Below are 24,947 nucleotides of genomic sequence, written 5' to 3'. Positions count from 1 at the left end.
ACATGACACGTTCATTGAAAAAAGGGCCGTTTTGTGACGCCCACCTGGTGAAAAAAGTCGAAACCGCGCAAGCGATCAAAGACAAGAAGCCCATCAAGACCTGGTCGCGCCGTTCGACGATCATGCCGGACTTCATTGGTCTGACCATCGCGGTACACAACGGCAAGCAACACGTGCCGGTGTATGTATCGGAAAACATGGTTGGTCACAAGCTCGGCGAATTTGCGCTGACCCGGACGTTCAAGGGTCACGCTGCCGACAAGAAAGCCAAGAAATAAGGTGCGATGATGGAAACTAAAGCTATTCTCCGGGGCGTACGCCTGTCGGAACAAAAGGGCCGCTTGGTTGCTGATCAGATTCGCGGCAAAAAAGTCGATCAAGCCTTGAACATTCTGGCTTTTAGCCCGAAAAAAGGCGCAGCGATCATCAAGAAAGTGCTGGAGTCCGCAATTGCGAATGCTGAGCACAATGATGGCGCCGATATCGACGAGCTGAAGGTCAAGACGATTTACGTTGAACAAGGTACGGTGTTGAAGCGTTTCACCGCCCGTGCCAAAGGCCAAGGTAATCGTATTTCCAAGCAATCCTGTCACATTTACGTGACTGTCGGTAACTAAGGAGTCACGATGGGACAGAAGATTCATCCAACCGGTTTCCGTCTTGCAGTGACGCGTAACTGGGGTTCGCGCTGGTATGCTGGCAACAGCAACTTTGCCAGCATGCTGAACGAAGATCTGAAGGTGCGTGAGTACCTGAAGAAGAAACTGAAGAACGCCTCGGTCGGCCGTGTCGTTATCGAGCGTCCTGCAAAGAACGCCCGCATCACGATTTTCAGCTCCCGTCCGGGCGTTGTGATCGGCAAGAAGGGCGAAGACATCGAAGTGCTGAAGTCGGCGCTTGCCAAGATGATGGGCGTGCCGGTGCACGTCAACATCGAAGAAATCCGCAAGCCGGAAATTGACGCACAGCTGATTGCCGATTCGATCGCGCAGCAGCTGGAAAAGCGCATCATGTTCCGCCGTGCGATGAAGCGTGCGATGCAAAACGCCATGCGTCTGGGTGCTCAGGGCATCAAGATCATGTCGTCCGGTCGTTTGAACGGCATCGAGATCGCCCGTACCGAATGGTATCGCGAAGGTCGTGTGCCTCTGCACACCCTGCGCGCCGACATCGACTACGGCTTTGGCGAAGCGGAAACGACCTACGGCATCATCGGTATCAAGGTTTGGGTTTATCGCGGCGATCGTCTCGCCAGCGGCGAAGCTCCGACCATTGAATCGCCGATCGAAGATGACAAGAAGCGTCGCGGCCCGCGCCGTGACGATGGCAAGCCGGGCAGCCGTCCGCGCACTGCTCGTCCGGAAGCTCAGGCTCCTGCAGGTGTGCCAGGCGCTGCTGCGCCAGGCGCCAAGCGGGTTCGTGCCAAGAAGCCGGAAGGCGCTGCCCCGGCTGAGAAAGCAGGAGAATAAACATGCTGCAACCAGCACGCAGAAAATATCGCAAAGAGCAAAAGGGCCGCAACAAAGGCATCTCGCACGAGCGCGGCACTGCCGTTTCGTTCGGCGAGTTCGGCCTGAAGGCGATCGGTCGCGGCCGTATCACGGCCCGTCAGATCGAAGCGGCGCGTCGCGCAATGACTCGTCACATCAAACGTGGCGGCCGTATCTGGATCCGTATCTTCCCGGACAAGCCGATTTCGAACAAGCCGGCTGAAGTCCGTATGGGTAACGGTAAGGGTAATCCCGAGTACTACGTCGCTGAGATTCAGCCTGGCAAGGTACTGTACGAGATGGATGGCGTCGATGAGACGCTGGCGCGCGAAGCGTTCCGCTTGGCCGCTGCTAAACTGCCGTTGTTGACGACTTTTGTTGTTCGTCAAGTCGGCCAATAATTGGAGTGAAACATGAAAGCATCTGAACTCCGCGGCAAAGACCAGGCAGCACTGGCAAAGGAATTGACCGAGCTGCTGAAGGCGCAATTCAGCCTGCGTATGCAGGTGGCCACTCAACAACTGAGCAATAATTCCCAGTTGAAGAAAGTCCGCCGCGATATCGCACGGGTGAAAACCGTCATGAACCAGAAGGACGCCAAATAATGAACGATCAAGTGAAACCCGCGTTGAAGCGCACCTTGGTTGGCAAGGTCGTCTCCGACAAGATGGACAAGACGGTGACTGTGCTGATCGAGCGCCGCGTCAAGCATCCGCTGTACGGCAAAATCATCATGCGTTCCAATAAGTATCACGCGCATGACGAAGCCAACCAGGCAAAAGAAGGCGATACGGTTGAAATCCAGGAAGGTCGTCCGATTTCGAAGACCAAGGCCTGGACCGTGACGCGCGTCGTCCAAGTAGCACAAGTGGTTTAATAGCATTGCGTAGTTGAATAGTATTGCGGGACAGAGTTTATGAGTCGCCGAAGGGCGGCGAATTACTCTGTCCCCCAACATTATGAAAAAAGGGAACGAGCCAGGCTGTCCTCGGACCCCAGCGTAATAAAAAGCTTGCAGGCCCGGCATTTTTCTGTCATTATGCCGGGCTTGGTTCTCGTAAAGTCATTTGCGGGAACGTGTAGTAAAGCTCTGCAGTTTGTTAAATTGTCTTAGCAAGAGTTTTGGAATTGTCCACCCAATCGGCGGCCTTGTATTGCAGGGTTGGCGACGGGACCAAGACTGACCGTGATGCTGCATTGTGCGGAATCCGGGTTAAGTTGGGAAAGAAAACATCATGATTCAAACTGAAAGCCGGCTCGAAGTGGCCGACAATACCGGTGCGCGTGAAGTCATGTGCATCAAGGTGCTGGGTGGTTCCAAGCGCCGCTATGCCAGCATTGGCGATGTCATCAAGGTAACGGTTAAATCCGCTGCCCCGCGTGGCCGTGTCAAGAAAGGCGAAATCTATAATGCCGTGGTCGTGCGTACCGCTAAAGGTGTGCGCCGCCAGGATGGTTCGCTGGTGAAGTTCGATGGCAATGCTGCAGTCTTGTTGAACGCTAAGCTTGAGCCGATCGGTACCCGTATTTTCGGGCCGGTTACTCGTGAGCTGCGTACCGAGCGCTTCATGAAAATCGTCTCCCTGGCGCCTGAAGTTCTGTAAGGAGTCGTCATGAGCAAGATTCGTAAAAACGACGAGGTAATCGTCCTGACCGGCAAAGATAAAGGCAAGCGCGGCGTAGTTCAGCAGCGCGTTGACGCCAATTATGTCGTGGTAGAAGGTGTGAATGTCGCCAAGAAGGCGGCCAAGCCGAACCCGATGACCGGTGCAACTGGCGGCATCGTCGACAAACTGATGCCAATTCATGTGTCCAACGTTGCATTGTTCAATGCAGCGACTGGCAAGGCCGATCGCGTGGGCTACAAGACTGTGGATGACAAAAAAGTCCGCGTCTACAAGTCCAGCGGCGAAGTCGTGAAGGTGTAATGATCATGGCCCGTCTCCAAGAATTCTACAAACAAAAAGTCGCTGGCGACCTGACCGCGAAGTTCGGTTACAAGTCGGTCATGGAAGTCCCGCGTCTGACCAAGATCACCCTGAACATGGGCTTGTCGGAAGCTGTTGCTGACAAGAAGATCATTGAGCATGCTGTTGGTGATCTGACCAAGATCGCTGGCCAGAAGCCTGTCGTGACCAAGGCGCGCAAGGCTATCGCGGGTTTCAAGATTCGCGAAGGTTATCCGATCGGTTGCATGGTGACCCTGCGCGGCGCACAAATGTACGAGTTTCTCGATCGCCTGATCACTGTGGCGCTGCCGCGTGTACGTGACTTCCGTGGTGTATCCGGTCGTTCGTTCGATGGTCGTGGTAACTACAATATCGGTGTGAAAGAGCAGATCATTTTCCCCGAAATCGAGTACGACAAGATCGATGCGCTGCGTGGTATGAATATCAGTATCACCACGACTGCGAAGACCGACGACGAGGCAAAAGCGCTTCTCGCCGCATTTAAATTTCCGTTCAGAAACTGAGGTTGCCATGGCAAAACTGGCACTGATTAACCGTGAACAAAAGCGTGCTGAGCTGGTGAAGAAATTCGCTGGCAAGCGTGCCGAGTTGAAGGCAATCATCGACGATCAATCCAAGTCGGAAGAAGAGCGCTACGAAGCGCGCCTGAAGTTGCAGGCGTTGCCGCGCAATTCGGCGCCGACTCGCCAGCGTAATCGCTGCGCCCTGACTGGTCGTCCACGTGGCACTTTCCGCAAGTTCGGTCTGGGCCGTATCAAGCTCCGTGAAATCGCCATGCGTGGTGAAATCCCGGGTATGACTAAAGCAAGCTGGTAATAGGGGAATATGCAATGAGTATGAGCGATCCTATCGCCGATATGCTGACCCGCATTCGCAATGCACAAGTTGTGCAGAAGACTACCGTGGCAATGCCATCTTCCAAGGTGAAAATTGCCATCGCTAATGTGTTGAAGGCTGAAGGTTACATCGAGGATTTTGCTGTTGCTTCGGCAGATGGCAAGTCCGAGTTGAAAATCGGTTTGAAATATTATGCTGGCCGTCCTGTCATCGAGCGCCTGGAGCGGGTTTCCCGCCCTGGTCTGCGCATCTACAAAGGCAAGGACGAAATTCCAAGTGTCATGAACGGTCTGGGTGTGGCGATTGTGTCGACCCCGCAAGGCGTCATGACTGACCGCAAAGCGCGCGCGACCGGTGTCGGTGGCGAAGTTATTTGCTACGTCGCCTAAGGAGTGCAAGATGTCTCGTGTAGGTAAAATGCCGATTGCACTGCCGCAAGGCACGGAAGCAGCCGTAAGTGCAGAGCAAATCACTGTAAAAGGTCCTTTGGGGAGCTTGAGCCAGTCGCTGAATGGCCTGGTAAAGGTCCAGAATGACAATGGCACCCTGAAGTTTGAGCCGGCCGATGAAAGCCGCGAAGCCAATGCCATGTCGGGCACCTTGCGTGCGCTGGTCAATAACATGGTCAGTGGCGTCACCAAGGGTTTTGAACGGAAGCTGACACTGGTCGGCGTGGGCTACAAGGCCCAGGCTCAAGGTGACAAGCTCAACCTGTCGCTCGGCTTCTCCCATCCGGTGGTGCATCAGATGCCGGCTGGCGTCAAGTGCGAAACCCCGACGCAGACGGAAATCCTGATCAAAGGGATTGACCGCCAGCGCGTTGGCCAGGTTGCCGCCGAAGTTCGTGCTTACCGCAGTCCTGAGCCTTACAAGGGCAAGGGCGTCCGTTATTCGGACGAAGTGGTAATCATCAAAGAAACCAAGAAGAAGTAATAGGGGCTGATGATGGACAAGAAACAATCACGTCTGCGCCGCGCAACTCAAACCCGCGCTAAGATCGCAGAGCTCAAGGTGAACCGCCTGGCAGTGCACCGTACCAACTTGCATATCTATGCAAGCATCATCGGTCCGGACGCAAAAGTGCTGGCTTCGGCCTCGACGCTGGAAGCGGAAGTGCGCCAGCAACTGGCAGGTCAATCGGGTGTTGGCGGCAATGCTGCCGCAGCTGCCCTGGTAGGCAAGCGCGTTGCGGAGAAGGCATTGCAAGCCGGTATCGCCGAAGTCGCGTTCGACCGCTCCGGTTTCCGTTATCACGGCCGCATCAAGGCAGTAGCAGAAGCTGCCCGTGAAGCCGGTCTGAAGTTCTAAGGAAGAATCGTCATGGCAAAGATGCAAGCAAAGCAGCAAAGCGACAAGCCCGATGACGGCATGCGCGAAAAGATGATTGCGGTTAATCGCGTCACCAAAGTGGTGAAGGGCGGCCGTATCATGGGTTTCGCAGCGCTGGTCGTGGTCGGTGATGGCGATGGCCGCATCGGCATGGGCAAGGGCAAGTCAAAAGAAGTGCCAGTCGCCGTGCAAAAAGCGATGGAAGAGGCGCGTCGCAAGATGATCAAGGTCACCTTGAAGAACGGCACCCTGCAGCATACCGTCAACGGCAAGCATGGCGCCTCCAAGGTGCTGATGGCGCCGGCGAAGGAAGGTACCGGCGTGATTGCTGGTGGCCCGATGCGCGCTATTTTCGAAGTGATGGGCGTGACCAACGTGGTGGCCAAGTCGAACGGCTCGACCAACCCGTACAACATGGTGCGTGCGACCCTGAACGGCCTGGCCAAGATGAATACTGCCTCGGAAATCGCCGCCAAGCGCGGTCTGTCCGTTGAAGAAATTCTGGGTTAAGGTGATCGACATGGCAAATACAGTCAAAGTGAAACTGGTCAAGGGTTTGATCGGCACACGTCAGGATCATCGCGCTACGGTGCGTGGTCTGGGCCTGCGCCGCGTGAATTCCGTTTCGGAGTTGCAGGACACTCCGTCGGTGCGCGGCATGATCAACAAGGTTTCGTATCTCGTGAAAGTGATCTCGTAAGCCTCGCGCTTATGAGTGGAGCAAACCATGGAATTGAATAGCATTCAGCCGGCAGAAGGCGCAAAGCACGCCAAGCGTCGCGTCGGTCGCGGTATCGGTTCGGGCCTGGGCAAGACTGCCGGTCGCGGACACAAAGGTCAGAAATCCCGTTCGGGCGGTTTTCACAAGGTCGGTTTTGAAGGCGGTCAGATGCCTCTGCAACGCCGCCTGCCGAAGCGTGGCTTCAAGTCGCTGGCTACACCGTACAAGGCGGAAGTTCGCCTAGGCGATCTGGAGAATCTCCCGGTTGCTGAAGTCGATGTGGTGGCATTGAAGCAGGCTGGCCTGGTCGGTGAATTGGCGCGTGTCGTGCGTGTCATTCTGTCCGGTGAAATCAGCAAGAAAATCACTCTGAAGGGCGTGATCGCCACCAAGGGTGCGAAGGCTGCGATTGAAGCCGCTGGCGGCTCTGTTGCGTAAAGTTACGGCTAACCTGGAGTAAGAATTGGCTACTGCTCCTCAAACTGCCAAGCGCTCGGCGAGCGGTTTTCCGTGGGGCCGTCTCTGGTTCCTGCTGGGCGCATTGGTGGTGTATCGGATTGGTGCGCATATTCCAGTGCCGGGCATTGACCCGACACAGCTGGGTGAACTGTTCAAACAGAACCAGGGCGGTATCCTGGGCATGTTTAACATGTTTTCCGGTGGTGCGCTGTCGCGTTTCACGATCTTTGCGTTGGGGATCATGCCGTATATTTCGGCGTCGATCATCATGCAGCTGCTGACGGTGGTTTCGCCGCAGCTCGAAGCGATCAAGAAAGAAGGCGAGTCGGGTCGTCGCAAGATTACCCAGTACACGCGTTATGGCACGCTGGGGCTGGCACTGTTTCAGGCGTTCGGGATTGCTGTTGCGCTTGAATCGCAGGCTGGTCTGGTGATTGACCCGGGCATGGCGTTTCGTCTGACCGCGGTGGTTACGCTGGTGACTGGCACGATGTTCCTGATGTGGCTTGGTGAACAGATTACCGAGCGCGGTTTGGGCAACGGTATTTCGATCATCATTTTCGCTGGTATTGCAGCGGGACTGCCAAGTGCGCTGGGTGGCTTGTTCGAACTGGTTCGCACCGGTTCCATGAATGCCCTGTCGGCGATCTTGATTTGTGTGGTGGCGGTCGCTGTGACTTACCTGGTCGTGTTTATCGAACGTGGTCAGCGCAAGATCCTGGTGAATTATGCCAAGCGTCAGGTCGGTAACAAGATCTACGGTGGTCAGAGCAGTCATTTGCCGCTGAAGTTGAATATGGCTGGCGTGATTCCGCCGATCTTCGCTTCGTCGATCATCCTGTTTCCGGCGACGATCACGAGCTGGTTCACTTCATCGGGCGATGTCACCAATCCAGTGGTGCGCTTCCTGAAGGATCTGGCTGCCTCGCTGGCACCGGGTGAACCGATTCATGCCTTGTTGTATGCAATCGCCATCGTGTTCTTCTGCTTTTTCTATACCGCACTGGTATTCAATAGCAAGGAGACGGCCGACAACCTGAAGAAGAGCGGCGCGTTCGTTCCAGGGATTCGTCCAGGTGAGCAGACTGCGCGCTACATTGACAAGATTCTGACGCGTCTGACCCTGGTTGGTGCGGTGTATATCACCCTGGTGTGTCTGTTGCCGGAATTTATGATCGCCAAGTGGCAAGTTCCTTTCTACTTTGGCGGCACATCACTGCTGATTATCGTGGTGGTGACCATGGATTTCATGGCGCAGGTACAGAATTATGTGATGTCGCAGCAATATGAATCGCTGTTGAAAAAGGCAAATTTCAAGGGTGGCCTGCCGCTACGCTAGGCGTCAGGAGAATGAGCTAGGCGCATGGCGAAGGATGACGTAATTCAGATGCAGGGTGAGGTTCTTGAAAACCTTCCGAATGCGACGTTTAGGGTCAAGCTGGAAAATGGTCATATCGTGCTGGGCCATATTTCGGGCAGGATGCGAATGAATTACATCCGCATCCTGCCTGGCGATAAGGTAACTGTGGAAATGACGCCGTATGACCTGAGTCGTGCGCGCATCGTGTTCCGCACCAAGTAGTGACTGATTAGGGACCGGTTTTTCACTCTGTCCCACGTTGTTTTAGAAAATGAAAGAAAGAGGGCAAAAATGAAAGTGCTCGCATCCGTAAAGCGGATCTGCCGCAACTGCAAGATTATCAAGCGCAAGGGCGTTGTTCGTGTGATTTGCACCGAACCGCGTCATAAGCAGCGCCAAGGTTAATTAACGTTATTGATCGAGGAATAACGAATGGCACGTATCGCAGGGGTTAATATCCCCAACCATCAGCACACCGTGATTGGCCTGACCGCCATTTATGGCATTGGCCGTCCACGCGCACAGGATATCTGCGTCAAGACCGGAGTCCCGACCAATAAAAAGGTCAAGGATCTGGATGACAACGAACTGGAAAAACTGCGCGATGAAATCGGCAAGTTCGTCGTCGAAGGCGATCTGCGCCGTGAGTTGTCCATGAACATCAAGCGTTTGATGGACTTGGGTTGCTATCGCGGCATGCGTCATCGCAAGGGCTTGCCGTGCCGCGGTCAACGCACACGCACCAATGCCCGTACCCGCAAGGGCCCGCGCAAGGCAGCGCAATCGCTGAAGAAATAATCCAGGCATTAGTCGGATTCAAGGAAAACCATTATGGCAAAAGCACCAAGTAACGCCGCCGCAGCACGCGTGCGTAAAAAAGTCAAAAAGAACGTCGCTGAAGGTATCGCGCACATCCACGCTTCCTTCAACAACACGATCATCACGATTACCGACCGCCAGGGCAATGCCCTGTCCTGGGCGACTTCGGGTGGCGCCGGCTTCAAGGGCTCGCGCAAATCGACCCCGTTCGCAGCCCAGGTGGCGGCGGAAGCCGCCGGCAAGGTGGCAGTGGAGTGTGGCGTGAAGAATCTGGAAGTGCGTATCAAGGGCCCAGGCCCGGGCCGTGAATCTGCGGTGCGCGCATTGAACAATCTGGGTATCAAGATCACCCAGATCCAGGACGTGACTCCGGTGCCGCATAATGGTTGCCGTCCGCCGAAGCGTCGTCGTATCTAAGTTGTAATTTGCTGTTGGCAGTAAATTCGCCCGCCAGGTATACTGGCGGGTTTTGTCCTTAAGACCACCGTTTGATTGCCAATCGATCAAACTAGCGCCTGGCCATTGCTGGCTCGGGGCGTCATTTATATACAAAGGAAATTGTTGTGGCACGTTATATCGGACCTAAAGCAAAACTCTCCCGCCGCGAAGGCACCGACCTGTTCCTCAAGAGCGCCCGCCGCTCGCTGGATTCCAAGTGCAAGCTGGATTCCAAGCCTGGTCAGCATGGTCGTACTTCCGGCGCCCGTACGTCGGACTACGGCAACCAGTTGCGTGAAAAGCAAAAGGTCAAGCGTATGTACGGCATCCTGGAGCGTCAGTTCCGCCGCTATTTCGCTGAAGCCGAGCGCCGCAAGGGCAATACTGGCGAAACCCTGCTGAAGTTGCTGGAACAGCGTCTGGACAATGTCGCTTATCGCATGGGTTTTGGTTCGACCCGCGCTGAAGCGCGCCAGCTGGTCAGCCACAAGGCATTCACCGTCAATGGCACCGTTGTGAACATCGCTTCCTATCAAGTGAAAGCAGGCGACGTGGTTGCCGTGCGTGAAAAGGCCAAGAAGCAGACCCGTATCGTCGAAGCCTTGTCGCTGGCCGAGCAAGTTGGCCTGCCTTCCTGGGTTGCCGTTGATGCCAAGAAGATGGAAGGCACTTTCAAGGCAGCTCCTGACCGCAGCGAAATCGCCAACGACGTCAACGAATCGCTGATCGTCGAATTGTATTCGCGTTAATACAATTATCTGTATCAGTTGGGGACAGGGTCCGGTTGTCGGAGCGCTGTCCCCAAGCAGTTTGAATTTCCCGTTCCACAATAGTCGATTTACTCCATCAGCCTTATCGGTGTAACGAGCCGAGGGTATTGAAAAGGACATTCCTCCATGCAAAACAGCTTGTTGAAACCCCGTATCATCGAAGTAGAAGCGCTCGGCGCCGGTCATGCCAAAGTCGTGATGGAGCCGTTCGAACGCGGCTATGGCCATACGCTCGGCAACGCGCTGCGCCGCGTCCTGCTGTCGTCGATGGTCGGCTATGCACCGACTGAAGTGACGATCGCCGGTGTCGTGCATGAGTATTCCTCGCTGGATGGCGTGCAGGAAGACGTGGTCGACCTGTTGCTGAACTTGAAGGGTGTCGTGTTCAAGCTGCACAATCGCGACGAAGTCACCCTGACCCTGAAAAAAGAAGGTGAAGGTGCTGTGCTGGCGTCGGACATCGACCTGCCGCACGACGTTGAGCTGATCAATCCGGATCACGTGATTGCCCACTTGACTGCGGGCGGCAAGCTCGACATGCAGATCAAGGTTGAGAAAGGCCGTGGCTATGTGCCTGGCAATGTGCGCCGCCTGTCGGAAGACACCAACAAGACTATCGGCCGTATCATCCTGGATGCGTCTTTCTCGCCGGTGCGTCGCGTGTCTTACGCCGTTGAATCCGCTCGCGTGGAACAGCGTACCGACCTCGACAAGCTGGTCATCAATATCGAAACCAATGGCGTGATTTCGCCGGAAGAAGCGATCCGCCAGTCGGCTCGCGTACTGGTTGACCAGTTGAGCGTGTTTGCTGCCCTGGAAGGCACGGAAGCCGCTGCTGAAGCACCGTCGCGCGCACCGTCGGTCGATCCGATCCTGCTGCGTCCGGTGGATGACCTTGAGTTGACCGTGCGTTCGGCCAATTGCCTGAAGGCGGAAAATATTTACTACATTGGTGACCTGATCCAGCGTAGCGAAAATGAATTGCTGAAGACCCCGAACCTGGGCCGCAAGTCCTTGAACGAAATCAAGGAAGTGCTGGCTTCGCGTGGTTTGACCCTCGGCATGAAACTCGAGAACTGGCCACCCGCCGGTCTGGAGAAGTAATCGCGACCGGGGCCGCCCAGCGGCCCTGGAGCGACGCAGTACAAGCCATTAATACCGACCGGCCCGCGACTATGCCTTGTGCCTAGTCGATCGAAGAGCTGGATATAAACTGTCATCTGAAAGGAAATACCATGCGTCACCGTCACGGCCTCCGTAAACTGAATCGTACCTCCTCGCATCGCCTGGCGATGCTGCGCAACATGACTGTCTCCCTGCTGCGTCATGAAGCCATCAAGACCACCCTGCCGAAGGCCAAGGAACTGCGCCGCGTCGTCGAGCCAATCCTGACCCTGGGCAAGACCGATACTCTGGCCAACAAGCGTCTGGCATTCAACCGCCTGCGTGACCGTGAGATCGTCGGCAAGCTGTTCTCCGAACTGGGCCCGCGTTATGCGACCCGCAATGGCGGCTATCTGCGTATCCTGAAAATGGGTTTCCGTCAGGGCGACAATGCACCGATGGCTTTCGTTGAACTGGTCGACCGTCCGGAAACCACCGAGGCAGTGGAAGATACCAGCGCGGAATAATATTGTCGCGCCACTCTGCGATAATGAAAAAAAAGCCAGGCACTGCCTGGCTTTTGTTTTTTATGCCGGTCATTATCTGTGGCAATATAGATTATATTTACAGCGAACTTGTTAAACATGGGTGATCCGGCCATCCTTTCAGTAGAAAATTTACGCAAGTCCTATGGCAAAGGCGAGGACAGGGCCGCGGTGGTCGATGACTTGTCCTTTTCCCTCCAACGTGGCGAATGTTATGGCTTGCTGGGACCGAATGGCGCCGGCAAGACGACCACATTGCGCCTGTGTCTTGGGCTGACAGCGCCGGATGCCGGCAGCATCACTCTGGTCGGCAAGGATGTGCCCCATGAGGCCCGCGAAGCGCGCCTGCGGGTGGGGGTGGTGCCGCAGGGCGACAACCTCGATCCGGATTTTACGGTCGCAGAAAATCTGCTCGTCTATGGCCGCTACTTCGGCATGGATGACACCACGATCAAGGCCCGCATACCGGCACTGCTGGAGTTTTCTAACCTGACGGCGAAGCGGGATGCGCGCATCGGCGAACTGTCGGGCGGCATGAAGCGCCGTCTGACATTGGCGCGTGCGCTGGTCAATGATCCGGACCTGATTTTCATGGACGAGCCGACCACTGGTCTCGATCCGCAAGCACGCCACATGATCTGGGATCGCCTGAAATCGCTGCTGGCCGAAGGCAAGACCATCCTCCTGACGACGCATTTCATGGATGAGGCCGAACGCCTGTGCGACCGCCTGGCGGTGATCGATCACGGCAAGCTGATCGCGGAAGGTTCGCCGCGCGAATTGATTGCCCGGCATATCGAAGCCGAGGTGGTCGAGGTGTATGGTGACAATGCGCTGGCCTGGGGTGAGCGGGAGGGGCGCGGCAAGTCGGCGCGCCTGGAAGTCAGCGGCGAAACAGTGTTCTGCTATACCAACGATGCGCAAGCGCTGCTGGAAGGGCTGCAGGCCATGCCAGGCATACGCTATCTGCATCGGCCGGCGAACCTCGAAGACTTGTTCATGAAGTTGACCGGCAGGGAAATGCGAGATTGAGATGACGGATCCCTTATATCGACTTCCGCAGTTTTCGCTGCGCTTCGTGCCGATCTGGCGGCGCAATTTCATGGTCTGGAAAAAGCTTGCCAAGGCCAGTGTGCTGGGTAATATCGCCGATCCCTTGATCACCCTGATTGCCTTTGGCTACGGCCTGGGTGGACTACTCAAGAGTATCGACGGCATTCCGTACATCCAGTACCTTGCTTCCGGATCGATTTGCATGTCGATCATGATGGCGGCCTCGTTTGAGGCACTGTATTCGGCATTCTCGCGCATGCATGTGCAAAAGACCTGGGACGCGTTGATGAATGCGCCGTTGTCGCTGGATGACGTGCTGCTTGCGGAGATATTGTGGGCGGCCACCAAATCGCTGTTTTCCGGCGTGGCGATCCTGGCGGTCATGTTCGCGCTCGGCATTGGCCTGCACCTGCAAACCTTGCTGGTGTTGCCCTTGCTGTTCCTGATCGGGATGTGCTTTTCCGCGATCGGCTTGATCGTCAATGCGCTGGCCCGCGGTTATGATTTTTTTACCTATTATTTCACGCTGGTGCTGACGCCCATGGTTTTTCTCTCGGGGGTATACTATCCGGTCTCGCAGTTGCCGCAATGGCTGGAACGACTGTCGCAATGCCTGCCCTTGCGTGCTGCAGTCGAACTGGTACGGCCACTGATACTGGGCGGCTGGCCGGACCGGGTGGTGCTCAATCTTGCCATCCTGCTGATCTACTGCATCGGCGGCTTCTATGTCGCCGTGCTCCTTACCCGCCGCCGCCTGCTGACATGACGCCGCCCGGGCGGCCGAGGGAGTGATGATGGAATCGGTGCTGCTTGTGATGACGAACATGCCGGATGCGACAAGCGCGGAGCAACTCGCGCATGCCTTGGTGAATGCCCGCCTGGCGGCCTGCGTCAATTGCCTGCCCGGCGTGCGATCGGTCTATCGCTGGCAGGGGGAGGTCGAGCAGGCGGAAGAAACCACCTTGCTGATCAAGACCGTGCAGGGCCGTTATGCGGAACTGGAAGCAGCCATCCGCAAGGCGCATCCGTATCAAGTCCCGGAAATTATTGCAATCGCACCAAGTGCTAGCTGGCCGGCCTACATGCAGTGGATTGCGCAGGAAACCAGGAAGGAAGTCGATGTCTGAACGTTTTACCGCACTTTTCGCGCTTATGCTGCGAACATTTTTTCTGGCTGTATTGACGCTGGCGACAGCCGGCGCGCACGCCGAAGACGAGTACCTGCCGCCAGAGCAGGCATTCAAATTTTCCGCCAGCATGAAGGACGCGGGCACCATTGCAGTACGCTTTGATATCGCCGACGGCTATTACATGTATCGCGAGCGCTTCGGCTTCACGGCGGAAGGCGCAAGCCTCGGCACGCCGCAACTCCCATCCGGCAAGGTCAAGTTTGATGAAACTTTCCAGAAGGATGTCGAGACCTATCGCAAAGCAGTGACGGTGCTGTTGCCGGTCGAAGCTGGCGGCATTTTCAAGCTGAACGTGGCGAGCCAGGGCTGCGCCGACAAGGGCTTGTGCTATGCGCCAATGGCGTCGCTCGCGGAACTGGATGTGCGCGCCGTGCCGTCATCCGGGACATCGGCCGGCGTGAATGTGCCGGTGTCGGAAATGGGGCGTATCGAAGCGGCGCTCAAGAGCGGCAGCCTGCTGGCAATCGTGCCCTTATTCCTGATCCTCGGGCTGGGTCTGGCGTTTACGCCATGCGTTCTGCCGATGGTGCCGATCCTGTCCTCGATCATCGTCGGCGAGGGTGCGCAGGCCGGCCGCAAGCGTGCCTTCATATTGTCGTTGGCGTATTCACTCGGCATGGCACTGGTTTATACCGCGCTGGGTGTCGCCGCCGGGCTGATCGGCGAAGGGCTGGCAGCAGCACTGCAGAAGCCGCCGATCCTGATCGGATTTGCCGTGCTGATGCTGGCATTTGCGCTGGCCATGTTCGATGTCTATCAAATGCAGATGCCAGCCTTCATCCAGACCCGGCTGTTGCAGGCTTCGGAAAAGCAGGCGCACGGCAAGCTGCTGGGCGTTTTCGCCATGGGCGCACTGTCGGCATTGATCGTTGGCCCCTGCGTGGCGGCGCCGCTGGCGGGTGCGCTGATTTACATCAGTCAGACGCGCGATGTGCTGGTGGGCGGCGGCGCGCTGTTCGCGATGGCGGCGGGCATGAGCATTCCCTTGCTGTTGGTGGGGATTTCAGCCGGTACCCTGTTGCCGCGTGCCGGCGCCTGGATGGCGGAAGTCAAACGCTTCTTTGGTGTGCTGATGCTGGCGATGGCCTTGTGGATGGTATCGCCCTTGTTGCCGGGGAATCTGCAAATGCTCGGCTGGGCTTTGCTGGCGGGCGCTTATGGCGCATTCCTGCTATGGAGCAGGCGCGCCGGCTGGCTGGCCAAGGCATGCGGCCTGGCGTTCGCGCTTGTGGGGGCGCTGCAGCTGACAGGCGTGGCGACGGGTGCGAGCGATCCGTTGGCGCCGTTGGCCAAGCTGCGCGGCAATGAAGTCCGTCATGTCGAATTCATGCGGGTGAAGTCACTCGCCGAACTGGAAACGGCAGTGGCGCAGGCGCGGGGCAAGACCGTCTTGTTTGATTTTTACGCCGACTGGTGCGTCTCCTGCAAGGAAATGGAGAAATTCACTTTCACCGATCCTCGCATCCAGGCGCAGATGGGGCAGATGGTGCTGCTGCAGGCGGATGTGACGGCCAATAACGAGGATGACAAGGCGCTGCTCAAACGATTCAAACTGTTCGGTCCGCCTGGCATTGTGTTTTTCGACAAACAAGGACGTGAAATTCCGGGCGGCCGCGTGATCGGTTTCCAGAATGCGGAACGTTTTCTACAGTCGTTGGAGCGCGTCAACCCGATATAGCAAAATGTTATTTGTAATGTTGATAAAAGTCGTTGGCTGGCGGGTGTAGTCTCGTTATATTGTTCCTGCACAATTAACCGCATAAGGAGCATGACATGAGTTTGCATCTGGGCGATACCGCACCTGATTTCGAGCAGGATTCTTCTATCGGCAAAATCAAATTTTACGAGTGGGCTGGCGATTCGTGGGTGGTGCTGTTTTCCCACCCGGCCGATTTCACGCCGGTGTGCACCACCGAACTGGGCCTGACTGCCAAGCTCAAGGGCGAATTCGACAAGCGCAATGTCACGGCAATCGCCCTGTCGGTCGATCCGGCCGACAAGCACAAGGACTGGATCAAGGATATCGAGGAAACCCAGCAGACCGTGGTCGGCTTTCCCATTATTGCCGACGCTGACAGGAAGGTCTCCGCGCTGTATGACATGATCCACCCGAACCAGTCGGAAACTGCGACGGTGCGCTCGCTGTTCGTGATCGATCCGCAAAAGAAGGTGCGCCTGACCATCACTTACCCGATGAGCACCGGCCGCAATTTCGATGAAGTGTTGCGCGTGATCGATGCGCTGCAGTTGACCGACAAATATACGGTGGCTACGCCTGGCAATTGGCGCGATGGCGACGATGTGATCATCCCGCTGACGGTGCAGGACGAGGAAGTGATCAAGCAGAAGTATCCGAAAGGGTACACTGCGCCGCGCCCCTATCTGCGACTGACGCCGCAACCCAACAAATGACTGTTTGATAAAGCAAAAACGCCCGGCAATCCCGGGCGTTTTTTCGCAGCGCATGCCTGCAAGCGTCTCAGTTATCGGCGTTGCGGTCTTCCAGAAAGCGCTTGCGCCGGAAGATCAGCAGGGCGAGCGCCACGGTCACACCCATCGTGCCCATCACGATCCAGAAGCCATCATGATTTTCCAGCAGCGGCATGTCGATGAAGTTCATGCCGAAAATCCCGGTGATCAGGGTTAAGGGCATGAACAGCGCAGTCAGTACCGTCAGGGTGCGCATGATTTCGCTGGTGCGATGCGCCATGGCCGAAAAATGGATCTGCACTGCCGACTCGATCGACGCTTCCAGCCGCCGCGCGTGGTTCAGAACCCGCGTCACATGTTCCATGACGTCGTTGATGCGCACCAGCAGCAGGTCCTTGGCGCGACTGTTTTCGCCGTCGTGCGCGGTATCGACGAAATGGTCGCGCAACTCCTGCAAGGCGTCGTGCTGCTCCTCGCACAGGAGGTCAAGTTTGCGCAATTCGATGCGCGCATCGAGCAGGGCCATCCAGTCATTGAACGGGCGGCGCGGATTGAGCAGCGCGCGCTGCCAGCGGTCGATCTGGGTGGTCAGCGGCTGGCGTAATTCCAGGTATTGGTCGACCATCGCATTCAGGAGGCGCAGCATTAATTCCCGCGGCGAAGCTGGCGGCCGTCCGGCATGGCTGGCGCCTGCCTTGGGCTGGTAATCGAGCAGACGCTTGCGCGCTTGCTCGATGGTGCGGCCAGGTTCGCCGTGCACTGTCACCAGCGCGTGATCCAGCACCAGGAAGGTGACCGGCTGGGTCACCAGTTTGCTCAACGCCGGTGGAATCTTGCGCCTGGCTTCGGCGTCCGATGCCGCCTGAGGGACGGCATCGCCGTTCATCTCTTTCGACAATGCCAGCTTGCGGAAGACCACCAGTTCATAGTCGCGCGTCGAATCGAAGTAGGACGGGTGCTTGAGGTTGACCGCATCGCTGACATGCAGCTCGTGCAGCTGGACGCCGGTGATGCGTTCGATGGCCGCGCGCCATGCCGGCACATCTGCGCTGACTTCGGCATGGCTGGCGTCGAGCCAGAGGAAGCCGTCTTCACCCAGCGTGCCTGTATCGGCTTCGCTGATGTGCCTGGCTTGTTGCTCGCTGATAAAGAGGATATCCATGGAGGGGTGCCGGCGGCTTTGTCTGACGGGTTCAACCGGCTTTCAGCAGGCGTGCGATGTCGCGGGCGAAATAGGTCAGCACGCCATCGGCGCCGGCGCGCTTGAAGCACAGCATGGTTTCCATCATGGTTTTGTCGTGGTCGAGCCAACCGTTTTGCGCCGCCGCCTTGATCATGGCGTATTCGCCGCTGACCTGGTAGGCGAAGGTCGGTACCCGGAATTCCTCCTTGACCCGACGCACGATGTCCAGGTAGGGCATGCCGGGCTTGACCATCACCATGTCGGCGCCTTCGGCGAGGTCGAGGGCGACTTCGCGCAAGGCTTCGTCGCCGTTGGCTGGATCCATCTGGTAGGTCGCCTTGTTGCCCTTGCCGAGATTGGCGGCCGAGCCGACCGCATCGCGGAACGGGCCATAGTAGGCCGAGGCGTACTTGGCGGAATAGGCCATGATGCGGGTGTAGATATGACGCTCTGTTTCCAGCGCAGTGCGGATGGCGCCGATGCGGCCATCCATCATGTCGGAAGGAGCGACGATATCGACGCCGGCATCGGCCTGGATGAGCGCCTGCCGCACCAGCAGTGCGCTGGTTTCATCGTTCAATACATAGCCGCTGTCGTCGAGCACGCCGTCCTGGCCGTGGCTGGTGTAGGGGTCGAGCGCGACGTCGGTCAGGATGCCCAGTTCCGGGAAGCGCGCCTTCAGTTCGCGCACCGCGCACGGCACCAGGCCGTCGGGGTTGCCGGCTTCGCTGCCGTCAGGAGTCTTCAGGGCGGGATTGATGACCGGAAACAGTGCCAGCACCGGAATGCCGAGCCTGACGCATTCTTCCGCGACCGGCAGCAGCAGATCGACCGACAGGCGCTCGACGCCCGGCATTGATGCGACAGGCTGGCGCTGGTTCTGGCCGTCCAGAAGAAACACGGGGTAAATCAGGTCGGCCGGTGTAATCACATTTTCGCGCATCATGGCGCGGGAAAATGCATCCCTGCGCATGCGGCGCATACGAATGGCGGGGAAGGCGGGGGTGTTGGGCGTAGTGGACATGGCGGGAACAGGAATGGGCATTCCGAAAATTTTAAACAAATTGGGAAATGATTGAAACTTTTAGCAAAGGTCAGACTCTCAGCAACAGGTGATTCGTTCACCTCCCGCTTCTCCTCCCTGAGCGGGGCCTATCGTGACATAAGCGATATGGCGTTCGTGCCCTGAAGATACTCCCCTTTCTTCAGGGCTTTTTTTGGGCGTTTTTCCGATTATTCACGAATTTTCTGGCGGCGCTGCCGGTTTTTCAAGCGGCTCTGCGTCGTCGTCGACGCCGGTTTGTAGCGCTTCCTCTGCGTCATTTGCTTCCTCTGCAGCCAAGCCGAGCAAGTCGAGGATGCGCTGGTTGGCTTCGTCCAGTCCTTCGCGTTTCAGGGCCGAAAACAATTGCACCGTAAAGGGAAAGGGGTGGCCTTCCGCATCCACATAGCTGCCCAGCAGGGTGCGCGCCTGGCGCAGTGCATTGGCCTGGTCATTGCGGTTGAGCTTGTCGGCTTTGGAGAGGATGCAGTGGATTGGCTTGCCGGTCGGGGCGAACCACTCCAGCATCTGGATATCCAGGTCGGTGAAGGGACGGCGCGCATCGACGATCAGGACCAGCGCGCACAATTGCTGGCGTCTCTGCACGTAATCGCCGAGCAATTTCTGCCAGTGCAACTTGGCTGTTCCGGATACTTCAGCATAGCCATAACCCGGCAAATCGACCAGCAGGGCGCGGATTTCATCGACCCGGGTTTCGTCCTTGCGGTGCTGGCCGACATGGGCGCCGCCGATGGAAAAATAATTGATGTGCTGGGTGCGGCCGGGGGTCTTGGAGGCAAAGGCCAGTTTTTTCTGGTTGCACAAGGTGTTGATCGCCGTCGATTTGCCGGCGTTGGAGCGGCCGGCGAAGGCGATTTCGGGGACTTGCGTGTTAGGCAAATCGCGCAGATGGTTCACCGTGGTGAAGAAGCGGGCTTGCCAGAGTAGGGACATAGACGGTGCAGAAAATACATTGAAGTAGGCGAAATGCCGAAAAGCTATTGTACAATAAGGGGTTGCGGTTATTGCGTTGCAAAATCAAGCCGTTTGCGGAATTATCGGAGCGCGGCGACATGCCGTCTTGCGGCCAGAATATTAATATTAAGTCTCAGGGTGTTTGAATGAAATTTCTCCCATTTGTGAAATCCTTGTGCGTAGGCTTGCTGGCCGTGTCTTCCATGGCGTTTGCCGCCGATGCTGTAACGAAAAAAGCCGATCCGGCACGCGGCGAAGCGATCTATACGAACGGCGATGCGGCCCGCAATATTACGGCTTGCCTGGCTTGCCATGGCGCCGCCGGCAATTCATCCATCGCGCAAAACCCCAAACTGGCCGGCCAGCATGAAGCTTATCTTGCCAAGCAAATGCACGATTTCAAGGGCCCGCAGCGCAACAATGCCGTCATGACGACGATGGCCAAAGCCTTGAGCGATGACGATATCCGCAATATCGCTGCCTATCTGGACCAACAGGTACAAAAGCCGGGCGCGGCCAAAAACAAGGATACGGTCGAACTTGGCAAGAAAATCTATCGTGGCGGCATCGCCGAGAAGAGTGTGCCGGCTTGTGCGGCATGCCACACCCCGAGCGGCGCCGGCATTCCGGCCCAGTTCGCCCGGATTGGCGGCCAGCACCAGGATTATACCGCCGCACAATTGACCGCATTCCGTTCCGGCGTGCGCAAGAACAGTCCGCAAATGACGACCATCGCCAAGCGATTGTCGGATGAAGAAATTCAGGCAGTGGCGGATTACGTAGCTGGCCTGAAATAACGAGCGTCGTGGCCTGCATGGGTTGAAGGGGGGTGGCGCAAGCCACCCCTTTTGTTTTTTTGTAGAGAAAATGGAAACAACTACTTCCGGACTGCAGTTGAATACCAGGCGCCGCTGGGTCGCCGATTTGGTGGAACTGATTTCGTCGATGCGTTTTGCCATCAGCCTGCTGACGCTGATTTCGGTTGCTTCCGTCATTGGCACCGTGCTCAAGCAGAATGAGCCGATGACCAATTACGTCAACCAGTTCGGGCCGTTCTGGTTCGAGGTATTCGGCAAGCTGGGCCTGTACGCCGTGTATTCGACCTGGTGGTTCTTGCTGATCATGGCCTTCCTGGTGCTATCGACCTCGCTGTGCATTACCCGTAATGCGCCGAAGATGATCAAGGACATGCGCAGCTGGCGCGAAAACGTGCGTGAGCAATCCTTGCGTAATTTCCACCACAAGGTCGAATGGCGCGTGGCTATGCCGCCGGCCGAACTGGCCGGGCAATTGCTGCAACGGGTCGTCGCCAATGGCTACAAGGCCAAGATGGTCGACAAGGGCAGCGCCACCCTGATCACTGCCAAGCAGGGCGCTGCCAACAAATGGGGCTATATCTTTGCGCACAGCGCGATCGTCATCATTTGCATCGGCGGCCTGCTCGATTCCGATTTGCCGATCCGTTTCCAGGAGTGGGTATATGGCAAAACGCCCTTCGACGGCAATGGTGTCATTGCGCAAATTCCGGCGCGGCACCGGCTGGGTGACGGTAATCCCAGTTTTCGTGGCAATACCTTCATTCCGGAAGGGGCGAGCAGCAGCACCGCGATCCTGCCGCGTGCCAAGGGCGTGTTGATCCAGGATTTGCCATTTACCCTGCAACTCGACAAGTTCGTCATCGATTATTACTCGACTGGCATGCCAAAGCTGTTTGCCAGCCATGTGACGGTGATCGACCATGATACCGGCAAGCGTTTTTCGACAGTGATCAAGGTCAATCAGCCACTGATTCACAAGGGCATGGCGGTGTACCAGTCCAGTTTTGATGATGGCGGCAGCAAGCTCAAGCTGGCCGGCTACCCGATGCGCGGCAGCGGCCATACCCGGTTCGCCATCGCCGGTGAAGTCGGCGGCGCGACGCCGCTGGCGGCAGCGCAGGCCGGCGACTATACGGTGGAATGGTCGGGTTTCCGGCCATTTAACGTCGAAAATATGGCGAACAATGGCCAGGACGTGCGCGCGGTCAATGCCGGGCAATCCTTCAACCAGCGGTTTTCTGCAGGCCTGGACAAACAGCTCGGCGCGGCGGCCAGGGGCGCCGACAGCAAGGCATTCAAGAATGTCGGCCCCAGCGTGCAGTACAAGCTGCGTGACAAGACTGGCCAGGCGCGTGAATTTCATAATTACATGTTGCCAGTGCAAACCGAAGGCGGCGAAGTGTTTTTGGCCGGGGTGCGCGATTTACCCAGCGAGCCCTTCCGCTACCTGCGGATTCCGGCCGATGAAAATGACTCGGTGACGGAATGGATGCGCTTGCGCGCCGCACTGTTGACCCCGGAATTGCGGGCACAAGCAGCGCACCGTTATGCCGCGCGCGCGTTGCCGGGAACGGATGCCGCGACCGCAAAGCTGCGCGAACAATTGCAGGCATCGGCGCAGCGCGGCCTGGCGATTTTTGCCGGCGCCGAACAGGATGCCGGCTATGTCGCGGTGTCACGCTTCCTGCAAAAGGTGCCGTCGGACCAGCAGGAAAAAGCTGCCGATATTTTCATGAAGATCCTGAACGGCACCCTGTGGGACCTGTGGCAGGCTGCGCGTGCCCAGGAGCGCCTGACGTTGCCTGAACCAACTGAAAAGAATGCACGCTTCATGCAGGTGGCGGCCAATGCGCTGGCCGATTCCTTTGCCTATGGCGCACCGGTTTATCTGCAACTGCAGGAATTCACCGAAGTCAAAGCTTCAGTATTGCAAGTGACGCGCTCGCCTGGCCAGAAAGTCGTGTATCTGGGCTGCCTATTGCTTGTGCTAGGGATTTTCGCCATGCTGTATATTCGCGAACGGCGCGTCTGGATCTGGATAAAATCGGATGCGACAGGCAATGCCCAGGCGCTGATGGCGATGAGTTCCCAGCGCAAGACGCTGGATTTCGACAAGGAATTCGAGATATTCCGGCAGCAACTGACACAATCCGGCGCCGTTGCGCCGGGAAATTTTGCAAACTGATATGAAGCACACTTTGCCGGGCCGGCAGCGGCCTCGGGCAAGCGGAGAATCACCATGGAATTGACCCAGAATAGCGCCAAGGCATATACGCCGGCCCCCGGTTTTTTCAAACGCCTGTCGCCGTTCGACTGGCTGTACGCGGTGGCCCTGACGGCGGCAATGCTGTTTGCCCTGCAGCGCTATAACGCATACATGGATTATTACGAGCAGGGCATCCTGGTCCTGTCGGCGCCCACTTTCATCTGGCTCGGCTGGTACTGGAAACCGGTGCGCTGGCTGATGGCATTGCTGGGCTTGCTGGCGCTGTCGGCGATCGGCCTGTATGGCGGCGCGCTGGATGCGGCCAACCAGAAATTCCTGCTCAAATATCTGTTATCGAGCCAGTCGGCAATTTTATGGATGGGCACGCTATTTTTCCTGGCCAACCTGTTTTACTGGGTGGGCTTGCTGGCCCGTTCGGAAACCGGCAGCGCGCTCGGCAGCGCCCTGTGCTGGGCGGCGGTGGCGATGGGCTTTACCGGCATGCTGGTGCGCTGGTATGAGTCTTACCTGGTGGGCAGCGACGTCGGCCATATTCCGGTGTCCAATCTGTATGAAGTCTTTGTGCTGTTCTGCCTTTTGACCGCCTTGTTTTACCTGTATTACGAACAGCATTACAAGACCCGCCAGATGGGGGCCTTTGTGCTGCTGATTATTTCCGCTGCAGTCGGGTTTCTCCTGTGGTACTCCGTCACTCGCGATGCCGCGCAAATCCAGCCGCTGGTGCCGGCCTTGCAAAGCTGGTGGATGAAAATCCATGTGCCGGCCAATTTCATCGGCTATGGCACCTTTGCGCTGGCGGCGATGGTGGCGGTCGCTTATTTGCTGAAATCCAAAGGCATCCTGGCCGATCGCCTGCCGTCGCTGGAATTGCTGGATGATGTGATGTACAAGGCGATCGCGGTCGGCTTCGCCTTTTTCACCATCGCCACCATCCTGGGCGCCCTGTGGGCGGCCGAAGCCTGGGGCGGTTACTGGTCGTGGGACCCGAAGGAGACTTGGGCCCTGATCGTCTGGCTCAACTATGCAGCCTGGTTGCACATGCGGCTGATGAAGGGATTGCGCGGGCAAGTTGCGGCCTGGTGGGCGCTGGTCGGCTTGCTGGTGACTACCTTTGCGTTCTTGGGCGTAAACATGTTCCTGTCGGGCTTGCATTCCTACGGTGAGCTCTAGGAAGTGATCTAAATTTTTCAAGGCGGATGGAATAAACTGGGTGTCCTGATTGTTTACCGGGGTGCGGCTGTTGTTTGCCGTACCTTCGATCAACCCATTTAGTGAGGACTTCATGAAATTCTTTTCCGCCTTTCCCGCAGTATTCATGGCTGTGTTGCTGGCCGCGTGCGCATCGATGGCAGGCGCGCAAGCGCCGGTCAAAATGGCCGATGGCGTGCTGACCAACCCGGCCGGCATGACCTTGTACACTTTCGACCGCGACAGCGGCGGCAAGAGCGCTTGCAACGGTCCCTGCGCCACCAACTGGCCACCGCTGACGGCGCAATCCGGTGACAAAGCCGCCAGTGACTACAGCATCATCACGCGCGACGACGGCAAGCAGCAATGGGCTTACAAGGGCAAGCCACTGTACACCTTCATCAAGGACCAGAAACCCGGCGACAAGACGGGCGACGGCTTCCTGAGCAACCAGTGGCATGCAGCAAAACCTTAAGGCACTGGCGTTCCATGCTGGATTTCTCCCAGGAATTGGCCTTGCAGATCCCGCGCTTGCGGCGCTATGCGCGGGCGCTGACCCACAATGCCGCCTGGGCGGATGATCTGGTGCAGGATACGCTGGAGCGTGCCCTGCGGCGACGCTGGCTGTTTCGACTCCAGAGCAACCTGACGGCCTGGCTGATGACCATCCTTTACCGTCTGTATCTGAACGAGGCGGCACGCTACCGCAAGGCGCAGGAAATGCAGGCGGCGCAGCTGCCGGAGCCGGTCGGCCGGGACGAACATGGCTGGCAGATCGACATGCAACGCGCCCTGGCGCGCTTGTCTGTCGAACATCGGGCTGTGATCGTGCTGGTGGGGCTGGAGCAGGTCAGCTACCAGGAAGCCGCGGAAATCCTGGGAGTGCCGCCAGGGACCATCATGTCGCGCCTGGCGCGGGCGCGCAGCCAGTTGCGGGCGATATTGTCGGGGCAGGTGGATGCAAGCGCAGCGCCAGTGCATTTAAGCAGGATCAAGTGA

Annotated in this window: 37 protein-coding genes; 34 read left to right on the top strand and 3 right to left on the bottom strand. The window is 57.3% G+C overall.

What is annotated here, in order from left to right; translation table 11 throughout:
• The first annotated feature begins 2 nt into the window (after nt 1-2).
• The 29 genes from rpsS to D3878_RS12880 all read left to right on the top strand — a co-directional run bounded on the left by rpsS (nt 3) and on the right by D3878_RS12880 (nt 16,497).
• A complete protein-coding gene (rpsS, locus tag D3878_RS13020; protein WP_008113170.1) occupies nt 3-278 on the top strand; it encodes a 30S ribosomal protein S19 in 276 nt (91 codons plus the stop codon).
• A 6-nt stretch (nt 279-284) separates the two neighbouring features.
• Nucleotides 285-617 (top strand): 50S ribosomal protein L22, encoded by a 333-nt coding sequence (gene rplV / locus D3878_RS13015; RefSeq protein WP_199688159.1) that lies wholly within the window; start codon nt 285-287, stop codon nt 615-617.
• A 9-nt stretch (nt 618-626) separates the two neighbouring features.
• Entirely contained in the window at nt 627-1,469 is an 843-nt protein-coding gene (rpsC, locus tag D3878_RS13010; RefSeq protein ID WP_119785887.1) for a 30S ribosomal protein S3, read from the top strand.
• 2 nt (nt 1,470-1,471) lie between these two features.
• On the top strand, nt 1,472-1,891 hold the full coding sequence (gene rplP / locus D3878_RS13005; protein WP_119785886.1) for a 50S ribosomal protein L16: 420 nt from the start codon (nt 1,472-1,474) through the stop codon (nt 1,889-1,891).
• A gap of 12 nt (nt 1,892-1,903) precedes the next feature.
• Nucleotides 1,904-2,095, top strand: a complete 192-nt coding sequence (gene rpmC / locus D3878_RS13000) for a 50S ribosomal protein L29 (protein WP_119785885.1) — start codon at nt 1,904-1,906, stop codon at nt 2,093-2,095.
• Nucleotides 2,095-2,367: a 30S ribosomal protein S17 gene (gene rpsQ / locus D3878_RS12995; RefSeq protein WP_119785884.1), complete on the top strand. Its 273-nt coding sequence runs from the start codon at nt 2,095-2,097 to the stop codon at nt 2,365-2,367. Before rpmC ends, rpsQ begins: the two co-directional genes overlap by 1 nt.
• A gap of 358 nt (nt 2,368-2,725) precedes the next feature.
• Nucleotides 2,726-3,094, top strand: a complete 369-nt coding sequence (gene rplN, locus D3878_RS12990) for a 50S ribosomal protein L14 (RefSeq protein ID WP_057289732.1) — start codon at nt 2,726-2,728, stop codon at nt 3,092-3,094.
• Nucleotides 3,095-3,103: 9 nt separating this feature from the next.
• Complete coding sequence (gene rplX / locus D3878_RS12985; RefSeq protein WP_119785883.1) at nt 3,104-3,418, top strand: 50S ribosomal protein L24; 315 nt, start codon at nt 3,104-3,106, stop codon at nt 3,416-3,418.
• 5 nt (nt 3,419-3,423) lie between these two features.
• Nucleotides 3,424-3,963: a 50S ribosomal protein L5 gene (gene rplE, locus D3878_RS12980; protein ID WP_119787878.1), complete on the top strand. Its 540-nt coding sequence runs from the start codon at nt 3,424-3,426 to the stop codon at nt 3,961-3,963.
• A 7-nt stretch (nt 3,964-3,970) separates the two neighbouring features.
• Nucleotides 3,971-4,276: a 30S ribosomal protein S14 gene (gene rpsN, locus D3878_RS12975; RefSeq protein ID WP_119785882.1), complete on the top strand. Its 306-nt coding sequence runs from the start codon at nt 3,971-3,973 to the stop codon at nt 4,274-4,276.
• A 14-nt stretch (nt 4,277-4,290) separates the two neighbouring features.
• The gene (gene rpsH, locus D3878_RS12970) at nt 4,291-4,686 is read left to right on the top strand and encodes a 30S ribosomal protein S8 (protein ID WP_119785881.1); all 396 of its coding nucleotides are present in this window, start codon (nt 4,291-4,293) and stop codon (nt 4,684-4,686) included.
• Nucleotides 4,687-4,696: 10 nt separating this feature from the next.
• Nucleotides 4,697-5,230: a 50S ribosomal protein L6 gene (rplF, locus tag D3878_RS12965; RefSeq protein ID WP_119785880.1), complete on the top strand. Its 534-nt coding sequence runs from the start codon at nt 4,697-4,699 to the stop codon at nt 5,228-5,230.
• Between the two features lie 12 nt (nt 5,231-5,242).
• A complete protein-coding gene (gene rplR / locus D3878_RS12960) occupies nt 5,243-5,605 on the top strand; it encodes a 50S ribosomal protein L18 (RefSeq protein WP_119787877.1) in 363 nt (120 codons plus the stop codon).
• Nucleotides 5,606-5,617: 12 nt separating this feature from the next.
• Entirely contained in the window at nt 5,618-6,136 is a 519-nt protein-coding gene (gene rpsE / locus D3878_RS12955; RefSeq protein ID WP_119785879.1) for a 30S ribosomal protein S5, read from the top strand.
• A gap of 10 nt (nt 6,137-6,146) precedes the next feature.
• Entirely contained in the window at nt 6,147-6,326 is a 180-nt protein-coding gene (rpmD, locus tag D3878_RS12950; protein ID WP_119787876.1) for a 50S ribosomal protein L30, read from the top strand.
• A gap of 27 nt (nt 6,327-6,353) precedes the next feature.
• The gene (rplO, locus tag D3878_RS12945; protein ID WP_119785878.1) at nt 6,354-6,785 is read left to right on the top strand and encodes a 50S ribosomal protein L15; all 432 of its coding nucleotides are present in this window, start codon (nt 6,354-6,356) and stop codon (nt 6,783-6,785) included.
• A 25-nt stretch (nt 6,786-6,810) separates the two neighbouring features.
• On the top strand, nt 6,811-8,145 hold the full coding sequence (secY, locus tag D3878_RS12940) for a preprotein translocase subunit SecY (RefSeq protein WP_119785877.1): 1,335 nt from the start codon (nt 6,811-6,813) through the stop codon (nt 8,143-8,145).
• Between the two features lie 24 nt (nt 8,146-8,169).
• On the top strand, nt 8,170-8,388 hold the full coding sequence (gene infA / locus D3878_RS12935; RefSeq protein ID WP_119785876.1) for a translation initiation factor IF-1: 219 nt from the start codon (nt 8,170-8,172) through the stop codon (nt 8,386-8,388).
• Nucleotides 8,389-8,457: 69 nt separating this feature from the next.
• Nucleotides 8,458-8,571 (top strand): 50S ribosomal protein L36, encoded by a 114-nt coding sequence (gene rpmJ, locus D3878_RS12930; protein ID WP_014004415.1) that lies wholly within the window; start codon nt 8,458-8,460, stop codon nt 8,569-8,571.
• Nucleotides 8,572-8,598: 27 nt separating this feature from the next.
• Nucleotides 8,599-8,964, top strand: coding sequence for a 30S ribosomal protein S13 (gene rpsM / locus D3878_RS12925; RefSeq protein WP_119785875.1), 366 nt, complete (start codon nt 8,599-8,601; stop codon nt 8,962-8,964).
• Nucleotides 8,965-8,997: 33 nt separating this feature from the next.
• On the top strand, nt 8,998-9,402 hold the full coding sequence (rpsK, locus tag D3878_RS12920; protein ID WP_119785874.1) for a 30S ribosomal protein S11: 405 nt from the start codon (nt 8,998-9,000) through the stop codon (nt 9,400-9,402).
• Nucleotides 9,403-9,548: 146 nt separating this feature from the next.
• Entirely contained in the window at nt 9,549-10,172 is a 624-nt protein-coding gene (gene rpsD / locus D3878_RS12915; RefSeq protein ID WP_119785873.1) for a 30S ribosomal protein S4, read from the top strand.
• A gap of 147 nt (nt 10,173-10,319) precedes the next feature.
• Complete coding sequence (locus D3878_RS12910) at nt 10,320-11,297, top strand: DNA-directed RNA polymerase subunit alpha (protein WP_119785872.1); 978 nt, start codon at nt 10,320-10,322, stop codon at nt 11,295-11,297.
• Nucleotides 11,298-11,428: 131 nt separating this feature from the next.
• Entirely contained in the window at nt 11,429-11,824 is a 396-nt protein-coding gene (rplQ, locus tag D3878_RS12905) for a 50S ribosomal protein L17 (RefSeq protein ID WP_119785871.1), read from the top strand.
• A gap of 117 nt (nt 11,825-11,941) precedes the next feature.
• Nucleotides 11,942-12,874 carry an ATP-binding cassette domain-containing protein gene (locus tag D3878_RS12900; RefSeq protein WP_119785870.1) on the top strand — a complete coding sequence of 311 codons (933 nt, stop codon included), beginning with the start codon at nt 11,942-11,944 and terminating at the stop codon, nt 12,872-12,874.
• A 1-nt stretch (nt 12,875) separates the two neighbouring features.
• Nucleotides 12,876-13,661 carry an ABC transporter permease gene (locus D3878_RS12895; RefSeq protein ID WP_119785869.1) on the top strand — a complete coding sequence of 262 codons (786 nt, stop codon included), beginning with the start codon at nt 12,876-12,878 and terminating at the stop codon, nt 13,659-13,661.
• Between the two features lie 28 nt (nt 13,662-13,689).
• Nucleotides 13,690-14,022 carry a divalent-cation tolerance protein CutA gene (gene cutA, locus D3878_RS12890; protein ID WP_119785868.1) on the top strand — a complete coding sequence of 111 codons (333 nt, stop codon included), beginning with the start codon at nt 13,690-13,692 and terminating at the stop codon, nt 14,020-14,022.
• A complete protein-coding gene (dsbD, locus tag D3878_RS12885) occupies nt 14,015-15,763 on the top strand; it encodes a protein-disulfide reductase DsbD (protein WP_119785867.1) in 1,749 nt (582 codons plus the stop codon). The genes cutA and dsbD overlap by 8 nt, the downstream gene beginning before the upstream one ends.
• A 95-nt stretch (nt 15,764-15,858) precedes the next feature.
• A complete protein-coding gene (locus D3878_RS12880; protein WP_119785866.1) occupies nt 15,859-16,497 on the top strand; it encodes a peroxiredoxin in 639 nt (212 codons plus the stop codon).
• Between the two features lie 67 nt (nt 16,498-16,564).
• Here the strand turns inward: D3878_RS12880 and D3878_RS12875 are convergent, their stop codons facing one another.
• From D3878_RS12875 to yihA, 3 genes are all read right to left on the bottom strand, one after another.
• Nucleotides 16,565-17,677 (bottom strand): magnesium transporter CorA family protein, encoded by a 1,113-nt coding sequence (locus tag D3878_RS12875; protein WP_119785865.1) that lies wholly within the window; start codon nt 17,675-17,677, stop codon nt 16,565-16,567.
• A gap of 31 nt (nt 17,678-17,708) precedes the next feature.
• Nucleotides 17,709-18,722 carry a porphobilinogen synthase gene (gene hemB / locus D3878_RS12870; RefSeq protein ID WP_119785864.1) on the bottom strand — a complete coding sequence of 338 codons (1,014 nt, stop codon included), beginning with the start codon at nt 18,720-18,722 and terminating at the stop codon, nt 17,709-17,711.
• A 213-nt stretch (nt 18,723-18,935) separates the two neighbouring features.
• A complete protein-coding gene (yihA, locus tag D3878_RS12865) occupies nt 18,936-19,694 on the bottom strand; it encodes a ribosome biogenesis GTP-binding protein YihA/YsxC (RefSeq protein ID WP_119785863.1) in 759 nt (252 codons plus the stop codon).
• A gap of 167 nt (nt 19,695-19,861) precedes the next feature.
• On the opposite strand from yihA, the gene D3878_RS12860 reads away from it, so the two are divergent.
• The 5 genes from D3878_RS12860 to D3878_RS12840 all read left to right on the top strand — a co-directional run bounded on the left by D3878_RS12860 (nt 19,862) and on the right by D3878_RS12840 (nt 24,947).
• Nucleotides 19,862-20,512, top strand: coding sequence for a c-type cytochrome (locus tag D3878_RS12860; RefSeq protein ID WP_119785862.1), 651 nt, complete (start codon nt 19,862-19,864; stop codon nt 20,510-20,512).
• A gap of 70 nt (nt 20,513-20,582) precedes the next feature.
• Nucleotides 20,583-22,718, top strand: a complete 2,136-nt coding sequence (locus tag D3878_RS12855) for a cytochrome c biogenesis protein ResB (RefSeq protein WP_119785861.1) — start codon at nt 20,583-20,585, stop codon at nt 22,716-22,718.
• Between the two features lie 54 nt (nt 22,719-22,772).
• The gene (gene ccsB / locus D3878_RS12850) at nt 22,773-23,930 is read left to right on the top strand and encodes a c-type cytochrome biogenesis protein CcsB (RefSeq protein WP_119785860.1); all 1,158 of its coding nucleotides are present in this window, start codon (nt 22,773-22,775) and stop codon (nt 23,928-23,930) included.
• A 112-nt stretch (nt 23,931-24,042) separates the two neighbouring features.
• Entirely contained in the window at nt 24,043-24,423 is a 381-nt protein-coding gene (locus tag D3878_RS12845; RefSeq protein WP_119787875.1) for a COG4315 family predicted lipoprotein, read from the top strand.
• Between the two features lie 14 nt (nt 24,424-24,437).
• Nucleotides 24,438-24,947 carry a sigma-70 family RNA polymerase sigma factor gene (locus D3878_RS12840; protein WP_119785859.1) on the top strand — a complete coding sequence of 170 codons (510 nt, stop codon included), beginning with the start codon at nt 24,438-24,440 and terminating at the stop codon, nt 24,945-24,947.

It is taken from the genome of Noviherbaspirillum sedimenti (assembly GCF_003590835.1).
Classification (GTDB): Bacteria; Pseudomonadota; Gammaproteobacteria; order Burkholderiales; family Burkholderiaceae_D; genus Paucimonas; species Paucimonas sedimenti.
The sequence above is the reverse complement of the archived record's forward strand: the minus strand, read 5'-3'. Positions and strand labels throughout refer to the sequence as shown.